At 65.2% G+C, this 15,175-nt stretch carries 13 protein-coding genes, 1 tRNA gene and 2 pseudogenes; 8 read left to right on the top strand and 8 right to left on the bottom strand.

Going from position 1 to position 15,175, the window contains the following annotated elements; genetic code table 11:
• Positions 1 to 6: 6 nt before the first annotated feature.
• The 6 genes from ACNANG_RS18500 to ACNANG_RS18475 all read right to left on the bottom strand — a co-directional run bounded on the left by ACNANG_RS18500 (position 7) and on the right by ACNANG_RS18475 (position 5,840).
• A complete protein-coding gene (locus ACNANG_RS18500; protein WP_420224230.1) occupies positions 7 to 1,002 on the bottom strand; it encodes a Bug family tripartite tricarboxylate transporter substrate binding protein in 996 nt (331 codons plus the stop codon).
• A 98-nt stretch (positions 1,003 to 1,100) separates the two neighbouring features.
• On the bottom strand, positions 1,101 to 2,120 hold the full coding sequence (locus tag ACNANG_RS18495) for an Ldh family oxidoreductase (RefSeq protein WP_420224229.1): 1,020 nt from the start codon (positions 2,118 to 2,120) through the stop codon (positions 1,101 to 1,103).
• A gap of 2 nt (positions 2,121 to 2,122) precedes the next feature.
• Positions 2,123 to 3,079: a hydroxyacid dehydrogenase gene (locus ACNANG_RS18490; protein WP_420224228.1), complete on the bottom strand. Its 957-nt coding sequence runs from the start codon at positions 3,077 to 3,079 to the stop codon at positions 2,123 to 2,125.
• 22 nt (positions 3,080 to 3,101) lie between these two features.
• Positions 3,102 to 4,115 (bottom strand): Bug family tripartite tricarboxylate transporter substrate binding protein, encoded by a 1,014-nt coding sequence (locus ACNANG_RS18485; protein ID WP_420224227.1) that lies wholly within the window; start codon positions 4,113 to 4,115, stop codon positions 3,102 to 3,104.
• Between the two features lie 198 nt (positions 4,116 to 4,313).
• Positions 4,314 to 5,489: a UxaA family hydrolase gene (locus tag ACNANG_RS18480; protein WP_420224226.1), complete on the bottom strand. Its 1,176-nt coding sequence runs from the start codon at positions 5,487 to 5,489 to the stop codon at positions 4,314 to 4,316.
• 69 nt (positions 5,490 to 5,558) lie between these two features.
• Positions 5,559 to 5,840, bottom strand: coding sequence for a UxaA family hydrolase (locus ACNANG_RS18475; protein WP_420224225.1), 282 nt, complete (start codon positions 5,838 to 5,840; stop codon positions 5,559 to 5,561).
• Positions 5,841 to 6,046: 206 nt separating this feature from the next.
• Here ACNANG_RS18475 and ACNANG_RS18470 point away from each other — a divergent pair, with 206 nt between their 5' ends.
• The 7 genes and pseudogenes from ACNANG_RS18470 to ACNANG_RS18440 all read left to right on the top strand — a co-directional run bounded on the left by ACNANG_RS18470 (position 6,047) and on the right by ACNANG_RS18440 (position 11,918).
• Positions 6,047 to 6,805 (top strand): GntR family transcriptional regulator, encoded by a 759-nt coding sequence (locus tag ACNANG_RS18470; protein WP_420227582.1) that lies wholly within the window; start codon positions 6,047 to 6,049, stop codon positions 6,803 to 6,805.
• Between the two features lie 103 nt (positions 6,806 to 6,908).
• Entirely contained in the window at positions 6,909 to 8,342 is a 1,434-nt protein-coding gene (locus ACNANG_RS18465) for a DUF2868 domain-containing protein (RefSeq protein WP_420224224.1), read from the top strand.
• Positions 8,339 to 9,214: a GTPase domain-containing protein gene (locus ACNANG_RS18460; RefSeq protein WP_420224223.1), complete on the top strand. Its 876-nt coding sequence runs from the start codon at positions 8,339 to 8,341 to the stop codon at positions 9,212 to 9,214. The genes ACNANG_RS18465 and ACNANG_RS18460 overlap by 4 nt, the downstream gene beginning before the upstream one ends.
• A 2-nt stretch (positions 9,215 to 9,216) precedes the next feature.
• Positions 9,217 to 9,921, top strand: coding sequence for a DUF3482 domain-containing protein (locus tag ACNANG_RS18455; RefSeq protein ID WP_420224222.1), 705 nt, complete (start codon positions 9,217 to 9,219; stop codon positions 9,919 to 9,921).
• A gap of 377 nt (positions 9,922 to 10,298) precedes the next feature.
• On the top strand, positions 10,299 to 11,288 hold the full coding sequence (locus ACNANG_RS18450; protein WP_420224221.1) for a Bug family tripartite tricarboxylate transporter substrate binding protein: 990 nt from the start codon (positions 10,299 to 10,301) through the stop codon (positions 11,286 to 11,288).
• A gap of 95 nt (positions 11,289 to 11,383) precedes the next feature.
• A tRNA-Lys gene (locus ACNANG_RS18445) sits at positions 11,384 to 11,459 on the top strand.
• A gap of 106 nt (positions 11,460 to 11,565) precedes the next feature.
• A pseudogene (locus ACNANG_RS18440) lies at positions 11,566 to 11,918 on the top strand (VOC family protein).
• A 94-nt stretch (positions 11,919 to 12,012) separates the two neighbouring features.
• Here the strand turns inward: ACNANG_RS18440 and ACNANG_RS18435 are convergent.
• Together ACNANG_RS18435 and ACNANG_RS18430 are read right to left on the bottom strand one after the other, a co-directional pair.
• On the bottom strand, positions 12,013 to 12,675 hold the full coding sequence (locus ACNANG_RS18435) for an N-acetyltransferase (RefSeq protein ID WP_420224220.1): 663 nt from the start codon (positions 12,673 to 12,675) through the stop codon (positions 12,013 to 12,015).
• Positions 12,672 to 13,553 carry a hypothetical protein gene (locus ACNANG_RS18430; RefSeq protein WP_420224219.1) on the bottom strand — a complete coding sequence of 294 codons (882 nt, stop codon included), beginning with the start codon at positions 13,551 to 13,553 and terminating at the stop codon, positions 12,672 to 12,674. The genes ACNANG_RS18435 and ACNANG_RS18430 overlap by 4 nt, the downstream gene beginning before the upstream one ends.
• A 653-nt stretch (positions 13,554 to 14,206) precedes the next feature.
• Between ACNANG_RS18430 and ACNANG_RS18425 the strand changes: the two are divergent.
• A pseudogene (locus ACNANG_RS18425) lies at positions 14,207 to 15,155 on the top strand (Bug family tripartite tricarboxylate transporter substrate binding protein).
• Positions 15,156 to 15,175: the final 20 nt, after the last annotated feature.

The following is a 15,175-nucleotide window of genomic DNA, read 5'->3' as shown; positions in this document are numbered from 1 at the left end:
CCCGTCTTATTCGACGGTGGCGCCCGATGCCTGCACGATGCCGCGCCACTTCTGGTAGTCGGACTTGAGCAGCGACGAGAACGCGTCGGGCGTCATGGCCTGCACTTCGGCGCCCTGGGCAATCACGGCGGCCTGCATTTCGGGCGTGGCGAGCAGCTGATTGACGGCGGTATTGACCGTGGTCACCACCGACTTTGGCGTACCCGCGGGCATGAACAGGCCATACCAGGTGCTGACGTCGACGCTTGGATAACCCAATTCGGCCACGGTCGCGACATCGGGCAGCGACGAGCTGCGCTTGGCCGACGTGACCGCCAGCGGACGCAACTTGCCCGCCTTGATCTGGGCCATGGCCGATGCGACCGACGACACCATCAGATCCACGTTGCCCGACAGTACGTCGAGCATGGCCGCGTTCGATCCCTTATAAGGGATGTGGCGGATGTCGATGTGCGCGGCGCCCTTGAAGATTTCGCCGGCCAGATGGATGGTGGTGCCGTTGCCAGGTGAACCGTAGGTCACGCTGCCGGGTTCGGCCTTGGCGATGGTGACCACGTCGGCCAGCGTCTTGAATCGCGAATTGACGCTGGTGACGATCATGATGGGCGTGAAGCCGACATGCGCGACCGCCACCAGATCGCGGGTGGGGTCGTAGCTCAGGTTCTTGTACAGCCAGGGCGCCACGACCAGGTTGTCCTTTTGGCCCATGACCATTTCATAGCCGGTGGGCGCCGCGCGAACCGCTTCGGTAATGCCAATGGTGCCGCCCGCGCCGGCGCGGTTTTCGGCCACGACGGTCCACTTCTGCACTTCCGTCAGTTTGTTCGCAACCAGGCGCGCCAGGATGTCCGTGCCGCCCCCTGGCGGGAATGGAACGATCATGCGGATGGGCTTGGTGGGGAACGTTTGCGCCTGGGCATGCACAGCGGTCGCGCCAAACGCCGCCAATGTGGCCGACGTGACAACGGCCAGACCCAGACACGAAAAAACCTTGCGAATCACAACTGTCTCCTTGTTTTCACCCATAAGCATAAGCGGAAAGACAAGAAGATGCGTTGTCTGGAGCCGCGCCGGAACAGTGCGCGCGGCCCGCCGTGGCGTCAATTGAGGGGTTTTCCTGGGCCGGCCAGTTCGTGCAGTTGTTGCAGCAATGCGTCGGGAATCGCGACGCCGGCCGCCGCGGACTGCTCGCTCAATGCCTGGCGGCGGGCCCCCGGCAGGCGCACGCCTTCGTCTTCCTGCATGGCGTCGACCAGCGCCTCGACTCGGTCCAGATAGGCGGACTGCCCTGCCAGCGCCCCGGGATCGATCACCAGGAACGCATGGCCGACCCGTGGCTGCTCGCCTTCGTCGGTCAGGAAGGAGTCGGCTTCGAAACCGAAGTGCGCGCCGGTCAATGCGCAGGCCAGCAGTTCCACGACCAGCGCCAGCATGGCCCCTTTGACGCCGCCCATGGGCAGCATGCTGCCCGCCAGTCCGGCCTTCGGATCCGTCGTGGGCTGGCCATCGGCATCGAGCGCCCAGCCCAGCGGGATCTCGCGCCCCTCCTTGGCGGCAACCATCAGTTTTCCCCGTGCGACTTCGGACAAGGACAGGTCGATCAGGATGCGCGCGCCATCGCGGCGCGGAAACACGGCGGCGATCGGATTGGTGCCGAACAGCGCCTGTTTGCCGCCCCAGGCCGGCATGGCCGCGGGCGAATTGCTGAACGCCAGGCCGACCATGCCCGCCTGCGCCACGGCTTCAAGATGATACGCGCCCGCGCCGAAATGGTGGCTGTTGGTCACGCCCACGAATGCCACGCCGTGGTCGCGCGCCCGTTGTACCGCCGTGTCGACCGCTACGGCGCAGGCTGGATAGGCGAGGCCCGCGCCGGCATCGATCAGGACCGCGCCGCCCCGTTCACGCAGCACGCGCGGCCGCGCCGTGCCGACCGCGCGCCCATTGCGCAGGTGCGCCGCATAGGCCGGGACCCGGGCCACCCCATGCGAGGCCAGCCCCTGGGTGTCGGCGTAGACCAGCGCGCGCGCCGTGGCCTGCGCCATGGCCGCATCGGCGCCACTGACCGCCAGCGCCTGCTGCGCGAGCGTCAGCAGTTCGTTTGTCGAGATGTTTGCCATGATCAACGACCTCCCTGGGCCGAGGCGTGCGCCGCGCCATCGAGCACGGCAGCCACCCGTTCGGCGACCACGCTCGACACCCGTTCATTGGCCTCCTGCGTCAGGCCGGCGATATGCGGCGTCAGGATCAGGTTGGGCGCATCGGCGAGCGCGCCCGCCGCCTTGACCGGTTCCTGGTCGAACACATCGATGGCGGCGCCGCGCAGCTGGCCGCTCTTCAACGCAGCGGCCAATGCGGTCTCGTCGACGATGCCGCCGCGCGCGGTGTTGATCAGGATGCCGCCGGATTTCATGCTGCCGATCCGCGCGCCGTCGAACAGATTGCGGGTGTCTGGCGTGAGCGGGATATGCAGGGTGACCACGTCCGCCGCCGACAGCAAGGCGTCGAGTTCCAGCCGTTGCACGCGGGTCTGCTGCCAGACGGCGCTGTCCGCGGGAAGCATGGGGTCGAACGCCGCGACCCGCATGCCGATGCCCTGCGCCAGCTTCGCGGTCAATTGCCCGATGCCGCCGAATCCCACGATGCCCAGCATGCGTTGCTCGGCTTCCAGTCCATTCGAATAGGCCGTGCGCGGCCAGGCCCCGGCCGCCACCTCGGCGCTGGCGGTATAAGCGCCACGCAGCAGCATCAACGCGGTCGCAATGACGTATTCCGCGACCGCGCGGGCATTGGCGCCTGTCGCTGGAATGACCTCGATGCCACGATCGCGGCAGGCTGCGACGTCGATGTTGTCCAGGCCAACACCGAGCCGCCCTACCACCTTCAGCCGCTTGGCGGCCGCCAGCATGTCGGCATCCACCTGCGTGCGGTTGCGCACGATCACCGCCTCGGCGTCCGCCAGCGCGGCAAGCAATGCGTCGCGCCGGTCCACCAGATCGGGGTCGTACCGGACATCGAACCGGCGGGCCAGCGCAGCGACCGCGGCCTCGTCCATGAACTCCGTGATGATGATCCGCATGGTGTCGTTCTCCTTATGTGTGTCAGCCGACCGATATTTTGGCGTCCTGGATGATCTTGCGCCAGCGCACCACTTCGCTGTCCAGATAGGTCCGGAATTCGGCCGGCCCGCGAGGCTGCGGCGCAAACCCCAGCTGGACCATGGCCTGCTTCATTTCCGGCCGCGACATCTGTTCGACGATCGCCTTGCCCGCCTGCTGCACAATGTGCGGCGGCGTGTTGGCGGGCGCCAGCACGCCGGTGAAGTTGTCCACGATCAGCCCGGGCATGCCCGCTTCGGCCACCGTTGGCACGTCGGGAAGGTCGGGCGTGCGCGCCTTGGCGGTCACGGCCAATGCGCGCAATGCGCCGCTTTTCACGTGCGGCAGGGATTCGGGATAGTTGGAAAAGATGACGTCCAGGTGCCCGCCCATCAGGTCCACCAGCGACGGGGCGCCGCCCTTGTACGGCGCGTGGGTCATCGACGCGCCGGTCAGGCTTTCGAACAGGGCCAGCGCCAGGTGCGGCGGCGTCCCGCTGCCGCTCGACCCCGCGGACAGATTGCGGGTCCTGGCCACGCGGGTCAGATCGTCCAGCGTCTTGATGTCGCTCTTGGGATTGACGACGACCATCATGCCGCACGACGCCAGGCCCGCGATCGGGATCAGATCCTTCATGAGGTCGTACCCGGCCTTGTTCTCGAACAAGGTCACGTTGGCCACATGCGTCAGCGTGATGGCCAGCCACGTGTAACCGTCCGCCGGCGCCCGCGCGACGTGGGAGGCGCCAATGTTGGCGCTGCCACCGGGCTTGTTCTCGACGACCACATTCCATTTCTCGGCGTCACTCAGCGCCTTGCCGACCTGCCGCGCGGCTACGTCGGTCAGCCCGCCGGGCGGAAACGGCACCACATAGTTGATGGGCCGCTCGGGCCATGCGCCCGCAGCCTGCGCCGCGAACGTCCAGGGCGACACGGCACAGAGCCCGCCTGCCCCGAGCATACCCAACACGCGCCGGCGCGACGCGTCCCAACCTCCGTCCGATCGTTCGATAGTCATGATGGTGTCCTCCGTGGGTGGTTGTGCGGGCGGGCACGCCGCCCGCCGCAACGGCGTGACGCGGGTCGCCCAGGTCTCCTCCACCCGGCTGCATCGCCGGGGTCGCCGCCTTGGCGGCGTCCGGCGATCTGTGCGCCGGTACGCCGCCAAGCTTGGGTGCGGCAGCAGGCGCCGGCCCACCGGCCAGCGCCCGTCAGATCACGCGCTTTCGAACAGGCGCGTCAGCACGAACTCGCGATGGCCCAGCGCTTCGGCAGCCGTCCACCGGCCATTGGCGGTGGCCAGCATGCACTCGAGCAGCTTGTCGCCGGCCTGGTCCAGGTCGATCTCGCGTTGCAGCAAGCCGGACGTATCGACATCCACGTGCTCGGACATCGTGCGGACAGTGCGCGGGTTCGCGCAGATCTTGATGACGGGCAGGATGGGGTTGCCGATCACGTTGCCCTGCCCCGTCGGGAAGAAGTGGACCGCGTACCCCGACGCGGCGCACAGGGTCACCATCTCGGCCGCGGCCGACGACGAATCCATGAACCACAGGCCTGACGATGTCGGTGTCTCGGCCTTGTCGAGCACGCCGTCGATCTTGCACGTCTTGCCGATTTTCTGGATGTTGCCCATCGCCTTTTCTTCGATGGTCGTCAGGCCACCCGCAATGTTGCCCTTGGTCGGCTGCGATTCGGACAGGTCGGTCGTTTTCCAGCGGTCGATCATCTTCTGATACCGATCGAACATGAACATGAATTTTTCACGCACGGCGTCATTCGCGCAGCGTGCCGCCACGATGTGTTCACCGCCCGTCAGTTCCGAGGTCTCACCGAACACCAGCGTGTTGCCAAGACCGTAGAGCTTGTCGAAGGCATTGCCCACGGTCGGGTTCGCGCCACAGCCGGAGGTCGTGTCCGACTCGCCGCACTTGGTCGACACCCATAGGTCCGAGATGGGGCACTCGGTCCGCGTCAAGGCGGTTGCATAGTGCACGTATTCCTTGGCGGTCTTGGACGCCCGCATGATGGTGTCGTGGTCGCCATGCAGTTCGATGCTGAAGCCCATGACCGGTTTGCCGGTGGTGGCAATTGCGTCCACGACACGTTTGGTCCAGCCTTCTTCGATGCCGATGACTACCACGGCCGCGACGTTGGGATTGCATCCCGTGCCGATCAGCGTGCGGAAGTGGAGTTCCAGATCTTCGCCAAACTGCAGGCGGCCATACGGATGCGGCAGGGCGAGTGTGCCCTTGATGTTATTGGCGACGGCTTCGGCCGCGGCATTCGAGATGTCATCGACCGGCAGCACGATGACATGGTTGCGGACGCCCACGCGACCGTTGTCGCGGCGATAGCCCTGGAAGGTGGAAGTAGAGGTAACAACGGCCATGATCGGATCCTTGAATGGAAACTGCGCGGAAGGCGGCGATGCGCCTGTGACGTTGACGAAGCGACGCGCTTACCAGCGCTTGGTCTTGATGTTGTGGACGTGCGCGTGTTCGCCTGCCTTGATGGGCGCAACCACCTTGCCGATGTCGACGCCGTACTTGTAGATGGTGTCGCCGTTGGCCATGTCCTTCAACGCGACCTTGTGGCCGATCGGAATGTCTTGCAGCGCCTTGACCGAGATCAGCTGGTCTTCGTCCATGACCCAGGCGCTCATGTCGGTGCCGGCGGTAATGCCTTCCACCACGGCCACGGCGACCGTGTCTTTCGAGTCGTGCAATACGGCGTGAATCATGTCTTCCTCCGGTTGCCGATGCGATCGCGGAAAGTGCGTCGCATCTTGTTGGGTTGTCAGTGCGGCCATCTTAGGGGCCGACTTTTCCGAAGTCAACTAAATCATCTATATGATTTGAATGATTAGCAGGATGCGCTCTGGTCGGCGGTACAATCCAGCCTTCGCAATTCATTCCTCCGTCCATGAAGAACAGCAATCTGTCGACCATGATCTCGGCCTTGCCGGGCGACGCCCACGCGGGCGCGCCACTCTATGCCCAGGTCAAGCAGGCCGTGCTCGACGCGCTGTCGCATGGCGAGTGGAAACAGGGCGAGGCCATCCCGCCCGAAAAGCAGCTGGCGGAACGTTTCGGCGTGTCGATCGGCACGCTGCGCAAGGCCATCGACGAGCTGTCGTCGGAAAACATTCTGGTGCGACAGCAAGGACGCGGCACGTACGTGGCCGTGCACAACCGCAACCATCACTTCTTCAAGTTCTTTCGTGTGGTGGGACAGGATGGCGTCAAGACCTACCCGGTCACGACGCTGCTCAAGTTCCGTCGCCTGCGGGCCACCGGCGCCCTGCGCGATGCGCTGCAATTGGGCACCGGCGATCAGGTGTTCGAGTTCTCGAACCGGCTGGTGCTCAATGGCGATGTCGTCATGGTCGACACGATCACGGTGCCCGAACCGCGGTTCAAGGGCCTGACCGAACAGATGCTGCGCGAGCGTCCCAGCACGCTCTACAACTTCTACCAGGACGCCTTCAACATCAACGTCATTGCGACCGACGAACGCCTGCGCGCCTGCGGCGCCGACGAGACGCATGCGGACTGGCTGGGCGTGGCGCCCGGTGCGCCGCTGCTGGAAGTGCGCCGCCTGGCCTACTCCTACAACCGCGAGCCGGTGGAATGGCGGGTGTCGCGGGTCAATACCGAAAAGTATGAGTACCTGGGTCAGGCGCCCGGCACGCCGCCAGCAAGCTGACCCGCCGCTCACGGCTCGACACACCCTGCTGCATCCGCCTACGTCCCGGGCCAGGCGATTCATATATAGTCAATCGCCCCCTACCTTTCAGGATTGCATGCGGATGGATGAACGAGCGGCAAGAGACGTGCTGGCGATCCGCGCGATCGAAACCACCGATACGGCCCACGCAGTGTTCGATGAGGCGGCCTATCGGGAAGCCAGCCTGAGCGCGCGCCGCCAGTTGCAATTGGGCGCATCGGGCAATGCCGCCGCAGTGACGCCCGATGCCTTCCTTGCCCGGCGCGCCGATCTGTTGCTGGCCGATCTGACGGCGCGCACGCCCACCCTGGCGGCATGGCGCAAGCCCTTGCGCTGGCCCACGCTGCTGCTGATCGTGCTGCCGGCGCTGGCGTTGTGTTCAGGCATGCTGACCGAACGTATCGCCAATCCGCAACGGATGGACCTGCTGTCCTTGCCCCTGCTCGGCATCGTGAGCTGGAACCTGCTGGCCTATGTGGGCATGCTGGTGATGGCCATCGCACCTTCGGGGCCGCTGCGGATGCCGCATTGGGGTTGGCCTGCATGGCTGTCGGGCGCGACACGCCGTGCGCATGGCCGGACCACCCCCGCGCTCGCCCGGGCCATTTCGGCCTTTCAACAGGACTGGCAACGCCGCGCGGCGCCATTGACGGCCGCCCGCTGGCGCAGGGCATTGCATCTTGCAGCGGCGGCACTGGCAGCCGGCGTCATGGCGTCGCTTTACCTGCGCGGACTGACGGTGGAGTATCGCGTGGGCTGGGAAAGCACCTTCATGGATGCGCCGGGCGTGCATCGCCTGCTGGCGATTGTGTTCTGGCCGGTCACCGCGCTGTTTCCAGGCCTGGACTGGGCGCCTTCGGATATCGCGGCGCTACGCTTTTCCGAAAGTGGCGGCACCGCCAGTGGCGCGCCCTGGATCCATCGGTACGCGCTGTTGTTCCTGCTGTGGATCGTGGTGCCGCGCGTCGTGATGGCGGGTTATGCGCATTGGCGCGCGGCCCGCTTGCAGGCGCGCTTTCCGGTCAGCCATGACGACGCGTACTTTCGCCGGGTGCTGGGCGCGCTCGGCACACATGCCCCGGTCTTGCGCGTGATCCCGTACAGCTTTGCGGTGGACGAAGACCGGGATGCCGGTCTGAAGACCTTTGCGCGGACGGTGTTGGGGGATACGGCGCACATGACGCTGCGGCCCGCCGCGGCCTACGGCGATACGCCCGATGCAGCGCTGGTTGGCACCGATGTCGCGCACGACACCGCAACGATGACGCTGGCGCTGTTCAACCTGTCGGCCACCCCCGAGATCGATACGCACGGGGCGTTCGTCGATCACCTGTCGCGGTCGCTGCCCGGCAAGGTCGCCATCGCCGTGGATACGTCCGCCTATGCGCAGCGCATGGGCGGCGCGAGCGATGCCGGCGCGCGGCTGTCGCAGCGCAGGCAACTGTGGCAAGACTTTGCGGATCTGCACAAGGTGCAGTTGCATGTGATCGATCTGCTTGCAGGAGAACGGCCATGAATTCAGCCTCTGTCGGTTCATCGTCGGCAACGACATTGCAAGCTGCGCCGCCCCGCACGGATTCGTCGTCTACCGGATCGTCACCGCATCAAGGACCGCCCGTGCGCCTGCAGTTGTGCCTGGTCTCGCATACCAACGCCGGCAAGACCACCCTGGCCCGGACCCTGCTCCTGCGCGACGTGGGTGAAGTGCGGGACGCCGCCCACGTGACCGAGACGGCCGACGCCCACACCTTGCTTACCTCGCCCGACGGTGACGAGCTGACCTTGTGGGATACCCCCGGTTTCGGCGATTCGGTGCGGCTGGCGAAACGACTGGGCCAGGCCGGCAATCCGGTCGGGTGGTTCCTGAGCGAAGTCTGGGACCGCATGCGGGACCGGCCCTTCTACTTGAGCCAACGCGCCCTGCTTGCCGCGCGTGACCATGCCGATGTCGTCCTGTATCTCGTCAATGCCTCGGAAGACCCCCAAGACGCCGGTTACGTCGTACCGGAGATGCAGTTGCTGCAATGGCTGGGCAAGCCGGTCGTTGTACTTCTCAACCAGATGGGACCGCCCGCGCCCGCCCACGCCGAACAGGCCGACGTCCGCAAATGGTCGCGGGCCCTGCGATCGTCGACAGTGGTGCGCGCAGTCCTGCCCATGGACGCTTTTGCGCGGTGCTGGGTCCATGAAGGCGTGCTGTTCGAAAGCCTGGTGGACCTGGCGCCCGCCGACAAACGCGAGGGCGCGCGGCGACTGGTGTCGACCTGGGAAGCTCGCAACACCGACCGTTTCGAGACGTCCATGCGTGCGTTGGCGGACCTGTTGGCGGTAGCGGCGCGCGACAAGGAGCCGATCGCCGACACCTCGACGCCCTTCAAAAAGCACTGAACGTGGTCACGCCCGGCAAGCGCGGGCCCAATCCGGCGCAGACCGATGCCATGCGCGCCTTGGTGGAACGCGTCGCGGCGGTCGAATCGCAAACCACCGTGACGGTGCTGACGCTGCACGGTCTGGATGGGAAGGTGGCCGCGCGCGTGAATGAACGCCTGCGTCAACACGTCAACGTGCGTGCGCCCGTCGGAGTCAAGCAGGCCAGCCTGGTGGGGGCGATCCTGTCCGGCGCCGCCACGGGCGCCTCTGCCGATGCGTTGAGCGTCGGCCTCACCCTCGGCAGCGGCATGTTGCTCGGCGCTGTCGTTGGCGCAGCAACGTTTGCTGGCGCAGCCTGGGGCGTCAACAAGGTCAGTGGGGCCGAGCGAAGAACCGCCCGGCTCAGTCACGCCTACCTTCAGGCATTGACCGAAGCCAGCCTGCTGCGCTATCTGGCCATCACCCACTTCGGCCGGGGGCGCGGCAACTTCGTGGAAGGGGAAGCGCCGGCCTTCTGGCGCGATGACGTGGCCCGCGTCGTGGCCGAACGCGCCGACCCCCTGCAGGAAGCCTGGACCGCCGCGCGCAATGCGCCCGAGGATGACGCCCCCGTCGTGGCCCTGTCGCGCCTGCTGGCCGACGCCACGGCGCACCTGCTGGAGCAGTTGTATCCGGAGGCGGAAAAGCTGAAGCTGCGGCATATCGAGGATGAGATCGGCCGGTAGGACGCGAGTGGGTCGCAGGTGGGACGTGACCGGGACGGTTGACGAACTCAACCATGGGACGCGGCTAGGACGATTGCGACTAGGACGCGACTAGGACGGTCGCGGCTAGGACGCGGTTAGGACGTCGACGACTAGGACGCAGCTAGGACGCAGGCGATTAGGACGGGGCTAGGACGAGGCTGGGACGCGGCTGGGACGCGGCTTTCATCCCAAATAGGCCATCGGCCTAGGGTTCCCACCGATATATCGGCCGCACCGCATCGGGTTGAATCCTTTAAGGTTCAACTACGCGTGGTGCGCATCGGCCCGCCCCGCAGGTTGCCATCCAATTACCATCATTACCTGACCGGCACCTTGTGCCAGGGAAACTTCAACTCATGTCGCTGACAGTCAAACCAGGCGTCACCGCCCTTCTTACCGCCGCCATCGTCGGCATCTGTGCCAGCGGCGCGGCAGTGGCGCAGGCCTATCCCAACAAGCCCATCCGCCTGATCGTCCCATTCGCGGCGGGCGGCACCACCGACATCGTGGCGCGCATCGTCGCCAACGGCCTGTCGCAGGAACTTGGGCAGACCGTCGTCGTGGAAAACCGGGGCGGTGGCGGCGGCGCGATCGGTGCAGATGCACTCGTGCGCTCGCCCAACGACGGCTACACCCTCGGCATCGCCACCGTCAGCACCATGGCCACCAATCCGGCCACCAATGCCAAGACGCCCTACGACCCGATCAAGGACTTCACGCCGATCACCAACCTGGTCAACGTACCCAACGTCCTGACCGTCAACCTGCAAGTCCCGGCCAAGAACATGAAGGAGTTCATTGCGCTCCTGAAGAAAGAGCCCGGCAAGTACAGCTACGCGTCCGCCGGCACCGGTTCGATCTCGCACCTGGACGGCGAACTCTTCAAATCGGTGACCAAGACCAACATGGTCCATGTCCCCTACCGCGGTTCAGGCCCCGCGCTGAACGACACCTTGGCCGGCCAGGTCAACGCCCAGTTCGACAACCTGCCCTCGACCATGCCGCACGTCATCGCCGGCAAGCTGCGCGCCCTGGCCATTGCCTCGCCGCGACGCCTGCCTGCCCTGCCCGACGTCCCGACGTTCGCGGAAGAAGGCCTGCCCGAAGTGAACAACGTGGCCTGGTACGGCATCGTCGCCCCGGCCGGCACCCCTGCCGCCGTGGTCAAGCGCGTCCAGGAAGCGTCGGTCAAGGCACTGAAGATGCCGTCGGTGCGCGACCGCCTTCTGGAAAGCGGCGCCCTGATCGACGGCAACACGCCTGAACAGTTCGGCGCCCAGATCGCCAAGGAACTGGAGCTGCGCAAGCGTATCGCCAAGGAACAGAACATCGTCCTGATCGAATGACAACTGCCTGGTTTTTAGGCAACCGGGGCCTAGTGCGAACGATTTTACCGGTCGACTTTACAAGCCCCTAAAAACTTTGCTATAGTTTCGTTCTCGGGTTGTTAGCTCAGTTGGTAGAGCAGCGGACTCTTAATCCGTAGGTCGAGTGTTCGAGCCACTCACAGCCCACCAGAACTGCCGGTGTAAGAAGCCGGAAAAAAGCCGCATCAATGCAAATTGATGCGGCTTTTTTGCGTCTGCAGCTAACCTACCGGTTGAACCCACACCGGAGACAACGATGGCGCAACGCGGAACAGACACGCAGATCGACAACATCGAATTCAACGTCAGTGACATCGCACGTAGCAAGGCCTTCTATGGCGCGGCATTTGGCTGGCGCTTCACGGACTACGGCCCGACCTACACCGAGTTTTCCGACGGCCGGCTGACGGGGGATTCACGACCGGCGAACCGGTGCGACCGGGCGGGCCGCTTGTCATCGTGTATGCGGATGACCTTGCCGCTGCGCAAGCGCGCGTCATCGCCGCGGGCGCGACGCTGACGCGCGAAGCGTTCGACTTTCCTGGGGGACGCCGCTTCCAGTTCACCGATCCCGACGGCTACGAATTGGCGGTCTGGTCGGCCTCGTGAGGCGATCTGGATCGGGGAAGGGAGCTGCCGATCACGTCACTCTTGACAGTGTGTTGCCCGAACATATCGGCACACCGCGCCAGCAGTCACGCTCCTATCGGCTTGCAAACGCGTCCAGCGCCGAATCACTTGCCAGCAGTACCCGGCGGGTATGGATATCGTCACGCGCCTCTGCCGAGAGCGGGGGATGCAAGGTCCGCACACGCTTGCCAGCGATGCTGACATAGACCGTCAGATGGTCCAACGCCAGGGATCGCCACAAGGTGTCGGCGGCGGGCGACTGACGGGCTCCCGAAATCAGGCTTCGGCCCGATGCCAGCCACCATCGATAAACCGTCGACGCAATTCCCATCCGCCGGTACTCCGCGGCCACCTTGCTATGCGGCGAACGCAGATGCCGGTCTGCCCGGCGGTCCAGTTCGATAAGGCGGCTCATCACGATGTACGCCGCGAGCCGGTCGCGTGCCGGATCCACGACGTAAATGAAATACTCGCCATCCGCTTCGCGCATCCAGAACGTCAAGGCATGCCCCGGCAGGTGCAGATCGTCCACCTGCGTGAGGCCTGACCCACGCGAAATCCAACGCGCGTGCAGCGCATCGAGTTCCTGCTCCAGGTCCTGCTCGGGGAGCTCCACATCGACTCGCAACTGACTCACCCCCGATGCGAAGGCCTGCAACAGTGTCCGGGCGCAAGACGTTGCCCGCATGAACGGCATGTCGAAGGGATTGGCGTCGCAATGCAATGCTCCGATCATGGCTCGTGCCACCAACCACTGAGCAGGCGTTCGGGCCGGTACCTGGCCATCACCCGGGCGCTGTTCTCCCAGCTGTCTATGTTGACATCCACGCCCGCATACACGCCGTACCCGACCCCGGCCTGGATCACCCCCTCCGCCAGCAGGCTTTCGCCAACGCGGATCGCACCGCCTGACAGGATGTCGGCGCCCGCGCGGATCCCCCACCCGGCTCGCACGTGCGAACCGGCGCGAATCGACCCGCCAGCGCGGATGCCGCGGCCGACTTGAATCTGCCCCTGCGTTGTCATGTCGCCGCCGACCTTGACGCCGTGCCCGCACACCACATCTCCGGCGGCATGCATATCCTGGCCGATGATGGCCGCGCCGCCCACGCGAGCTTCGGCGCCCGACATCAGGCTCCATCCCGTGCGCAAGTCGCCGTCGCACATGACAGCGCCCGCGGCATCCACGTCCCATTCAACACGCATGTCCCCACCCACCTGGACGGGACCACCACACCGGACGGCTCCCTCCGACAGCAGATTGCCGCCGATGTGCAGACGATCGCCGGCACGCACGCCGCCGCGCGCAGTCAAGCCTTGGCCGGTTCGAAGCAGCGTGCCGACAGTCGCGCTGCCGGAGCATTCGATGCGGCCTGCAAACACGATCGCTTCGGCGTCGAGGTCAGCCAGCCGCAGGACGTCGCTGGTCGGGCCCAGTTGATCGAGCAACCAGCACGCGTCGTCCACGCGTCCTTCTTCAACCAGATCGTCCAGCAGGGTCTGGTAGCTGCTGCCGAACTCCTGCCGCCGCAGGAACCAGCGGTACCCGGCAGCACACGGCTCCTTGGCCTTGATGAAGTTGCGGGTGATATCCGCAAGTGCGATGTCTGTCACGACACGGCCCTCCGCAATGAAAGCGAACGCAGCCGATCGTTGGCGAAGTCAACCAACGCGCGTAACGTGGACCCGTACGGGAAGAAGGACGGCATAGATGTTTCCATGATCGACCCGCTCGAAAGGAACGAGCGGCGTCAGTCGCGCTGAGCGTGTGGCCCGGCGATGAAAACAATGCGCAAATCAGATTAAGGGGAAGGTATCGCCGGGCTTAGGAAACTGCGCCCGCGTAACGGACCCGGATGCATGCAGCATGTGGCGTGATATCGGCGCGCACGGCCGCGCCCGTTGCGCTCAGGAACGAGGCAGCGTGGGCAAGCGATGGATGTACAGGGCGACCGATCATGGGCGTGAGTGTAGCTGCGGGGGTTGAAGGGGGTCAAATGACCAAGGACATCGGCGGGATCGTTATCTCGTTCCAGCGTCGAGAGCCCCTGCGTGCCGCCTGTTCGGAATAAGCCGCCGTCCGGAGAGCGCGCCAGGTCAATTCCACAGAGTGGAAATAGCCCCGTGCTTCCGCCTGACTTTCTCCCTACAGTGACGCCACACAAGCGAGCGCGGCCGCACCGCCGCTCGCGGGCATATCGCCACGTCACCAGGAGACAGACATGTTCACTTCGCTTCACAACACGCGTTGGAAACGCATCGCCGGCATGGCTGCCGTCGTCGTCGGGGCCACGGCAATGGCGCCCTGCGCCCTGGCCGCTTTCCCCGAAAAACCCATCAAGATCGTGGTTCCGTTCGCCCCGGGGGCGGCACCGACATGGTGGCGCGCGGCATCGGCCAGCCGATGGCCGAGATGCTGGGTCAGCCTGTCATCATCGAAAACAAGCCGGGGGCGGCACCCTGATCGGGACCGACCAGGTGGCGCGCAGTGCGCCGGACGGCTACACGATGGTCATGGCGACATTGGCTCACGTGGTTAATCCCAGCATTCATCCCAAAATGCCCTACAGCAATGATGCCTTTGCCGGCGTGATGCTGGTGGGCAGGTCGCCGAATGTGCTGGTGGTGCGCGCCGAAAGCCCGTACAAGTCGGTGGATGACGTGCTGAAGGCCGCGCGCGCCAATCCAGGCAAGCTGACCTATGCGTCGCAGGGCGCTGGCACGTCCGCGCATCTGGCGGGCGAGTTGTTCAAGAACCTGGCGAAGGTTGACATCGTCCACATTCCCTATCGCGGCGCTGGTCCTGCGATCAACGATCTGATGGGCGGGCAGGTAGATATCATGTTTGCCACGGCGGCGTCGGTGGGCACCTCTATCGAAGGCGGCCGGCTGCGTCCGTTGGCCGTGACGACGGCGCAGCGCTCCCCGGCACCGGTGCTGGCCAAGGTGCCAACCATTGCCGAAAGCGGCGTGCCAGGGTATGTGGCCGACAGCTGGTACGGGCTGTTTGCGCCTGCCGGCACGCCGCCCGCCGTCCTTGCCAGACTCAATGCCGCCGCGAAAAGCGCAGTGCAGACCGAATCGTTTCGCAAGCGCGTTGAAAACGAAGGCCTTGTCATTAGTGCTGGCACGCCCGAGGACTTCGACAAGTACGCCAAGCAGGAAGAGGAACGCTGGCGCAAGGTCGTGAAAGCCGCGGGCATCACCGCCGAATGATTTCACTGAATTCCAAGGAT

Source organism: Pigmentiphaga litoralis (assembly GCF_048632615.1).
Taxonomy (GTDB): domain Bacteria; phylum Pseudomonadota; class Gammaproteobacteria; order Burkholderiales; family Burkholderiaceae_B; genus Pigmentiphaga; species Pigmentiphaga litoralis_B.
The sequence above is the reverse complement of the archived record's forward strand: the minus strand, read 5'-3'. Positions and strand labels throughout refer to the sequence as shown.

What these genes read in the sequence shown, in the direction of transcription:
- ACNANG_RS18460 (WP_420224223.1), top strand. Translation starts at nt 8,339, where the DNA reads ATGAATTCAGCCTCTGTCGGTTCATCGTCGGCAACGACATTGCAAGCT.
- ACNANG_RS18465 (WP_420224224.1), top strand. Translation starts at nt 6,909, where the DNA reads ATGGATGAACGAGCGGCAAGAGACGTGCTGGCGATCCGCGCGATCGAA.
- ACNANG_RS18435 (WP_420224220.1), bottom strand. Translation starts at nt 12,675, where the DNA reads ATGATCGGAGCATTGCATTGCGACGCCAATCCCTTCGACATGCCGTTC.
- ACNANG_RS18490 (WP_420224228.1), bottom strand. Translation starts at nt 3,079, where the DNA reads ATGCGGATCATCATCACGGAGTTCATGGACGAGGCCGCGGTCGCTGCG.
- ACNANG_RS18480 (WP_420224226.1), bottom strand. Translation starts at nt 5,489, where the DNA reads ATGGCCGTTGTTACCTCTACTTCCACCTTCCAGGGCTATCGCCGCGAC.
- ACNANG_RS18495 (WP_420224229.1), bottom strand. Translation starts at nt 2,120, where the DNA reads ATGGCAAACATCTCGACAAACGAACTGCTGACGCTCGCGCAGCAGGCG.
- ACNANG_RS18485 (WP_420224227.1), bottom strand. Translation starts at nt 4,115, where the DNA reads ATGACTATCGAACGATCGGACGGAGGTTGGGACGCGTCGCGCCGGCGC.
- ACNANG_RS18450 (WP_420224221.1), top strand. Translation starts at nt 10,299, where the DNA reads ATGTCGCTGACAGTCAAACCAGGCGTCACCGCCCTTCTTACCGCCGCC.
- ACNANG_RS18470 (WP_420227582.1), top strand. Translation starts at nt 6,047, where the DNA reads ATGATCTCGGCCTTGCCGGGCGACGCCCACGCGGGCGCGCCACTCTAT.
- ACNANG_RS18475 (WP_420224225.1), bottom strand. Translation starts at nt 5,840, where the DNA reads ATGATTCACGCCGTATTGCACGACTCGAAAGACACGGTCGCCGTGGCC.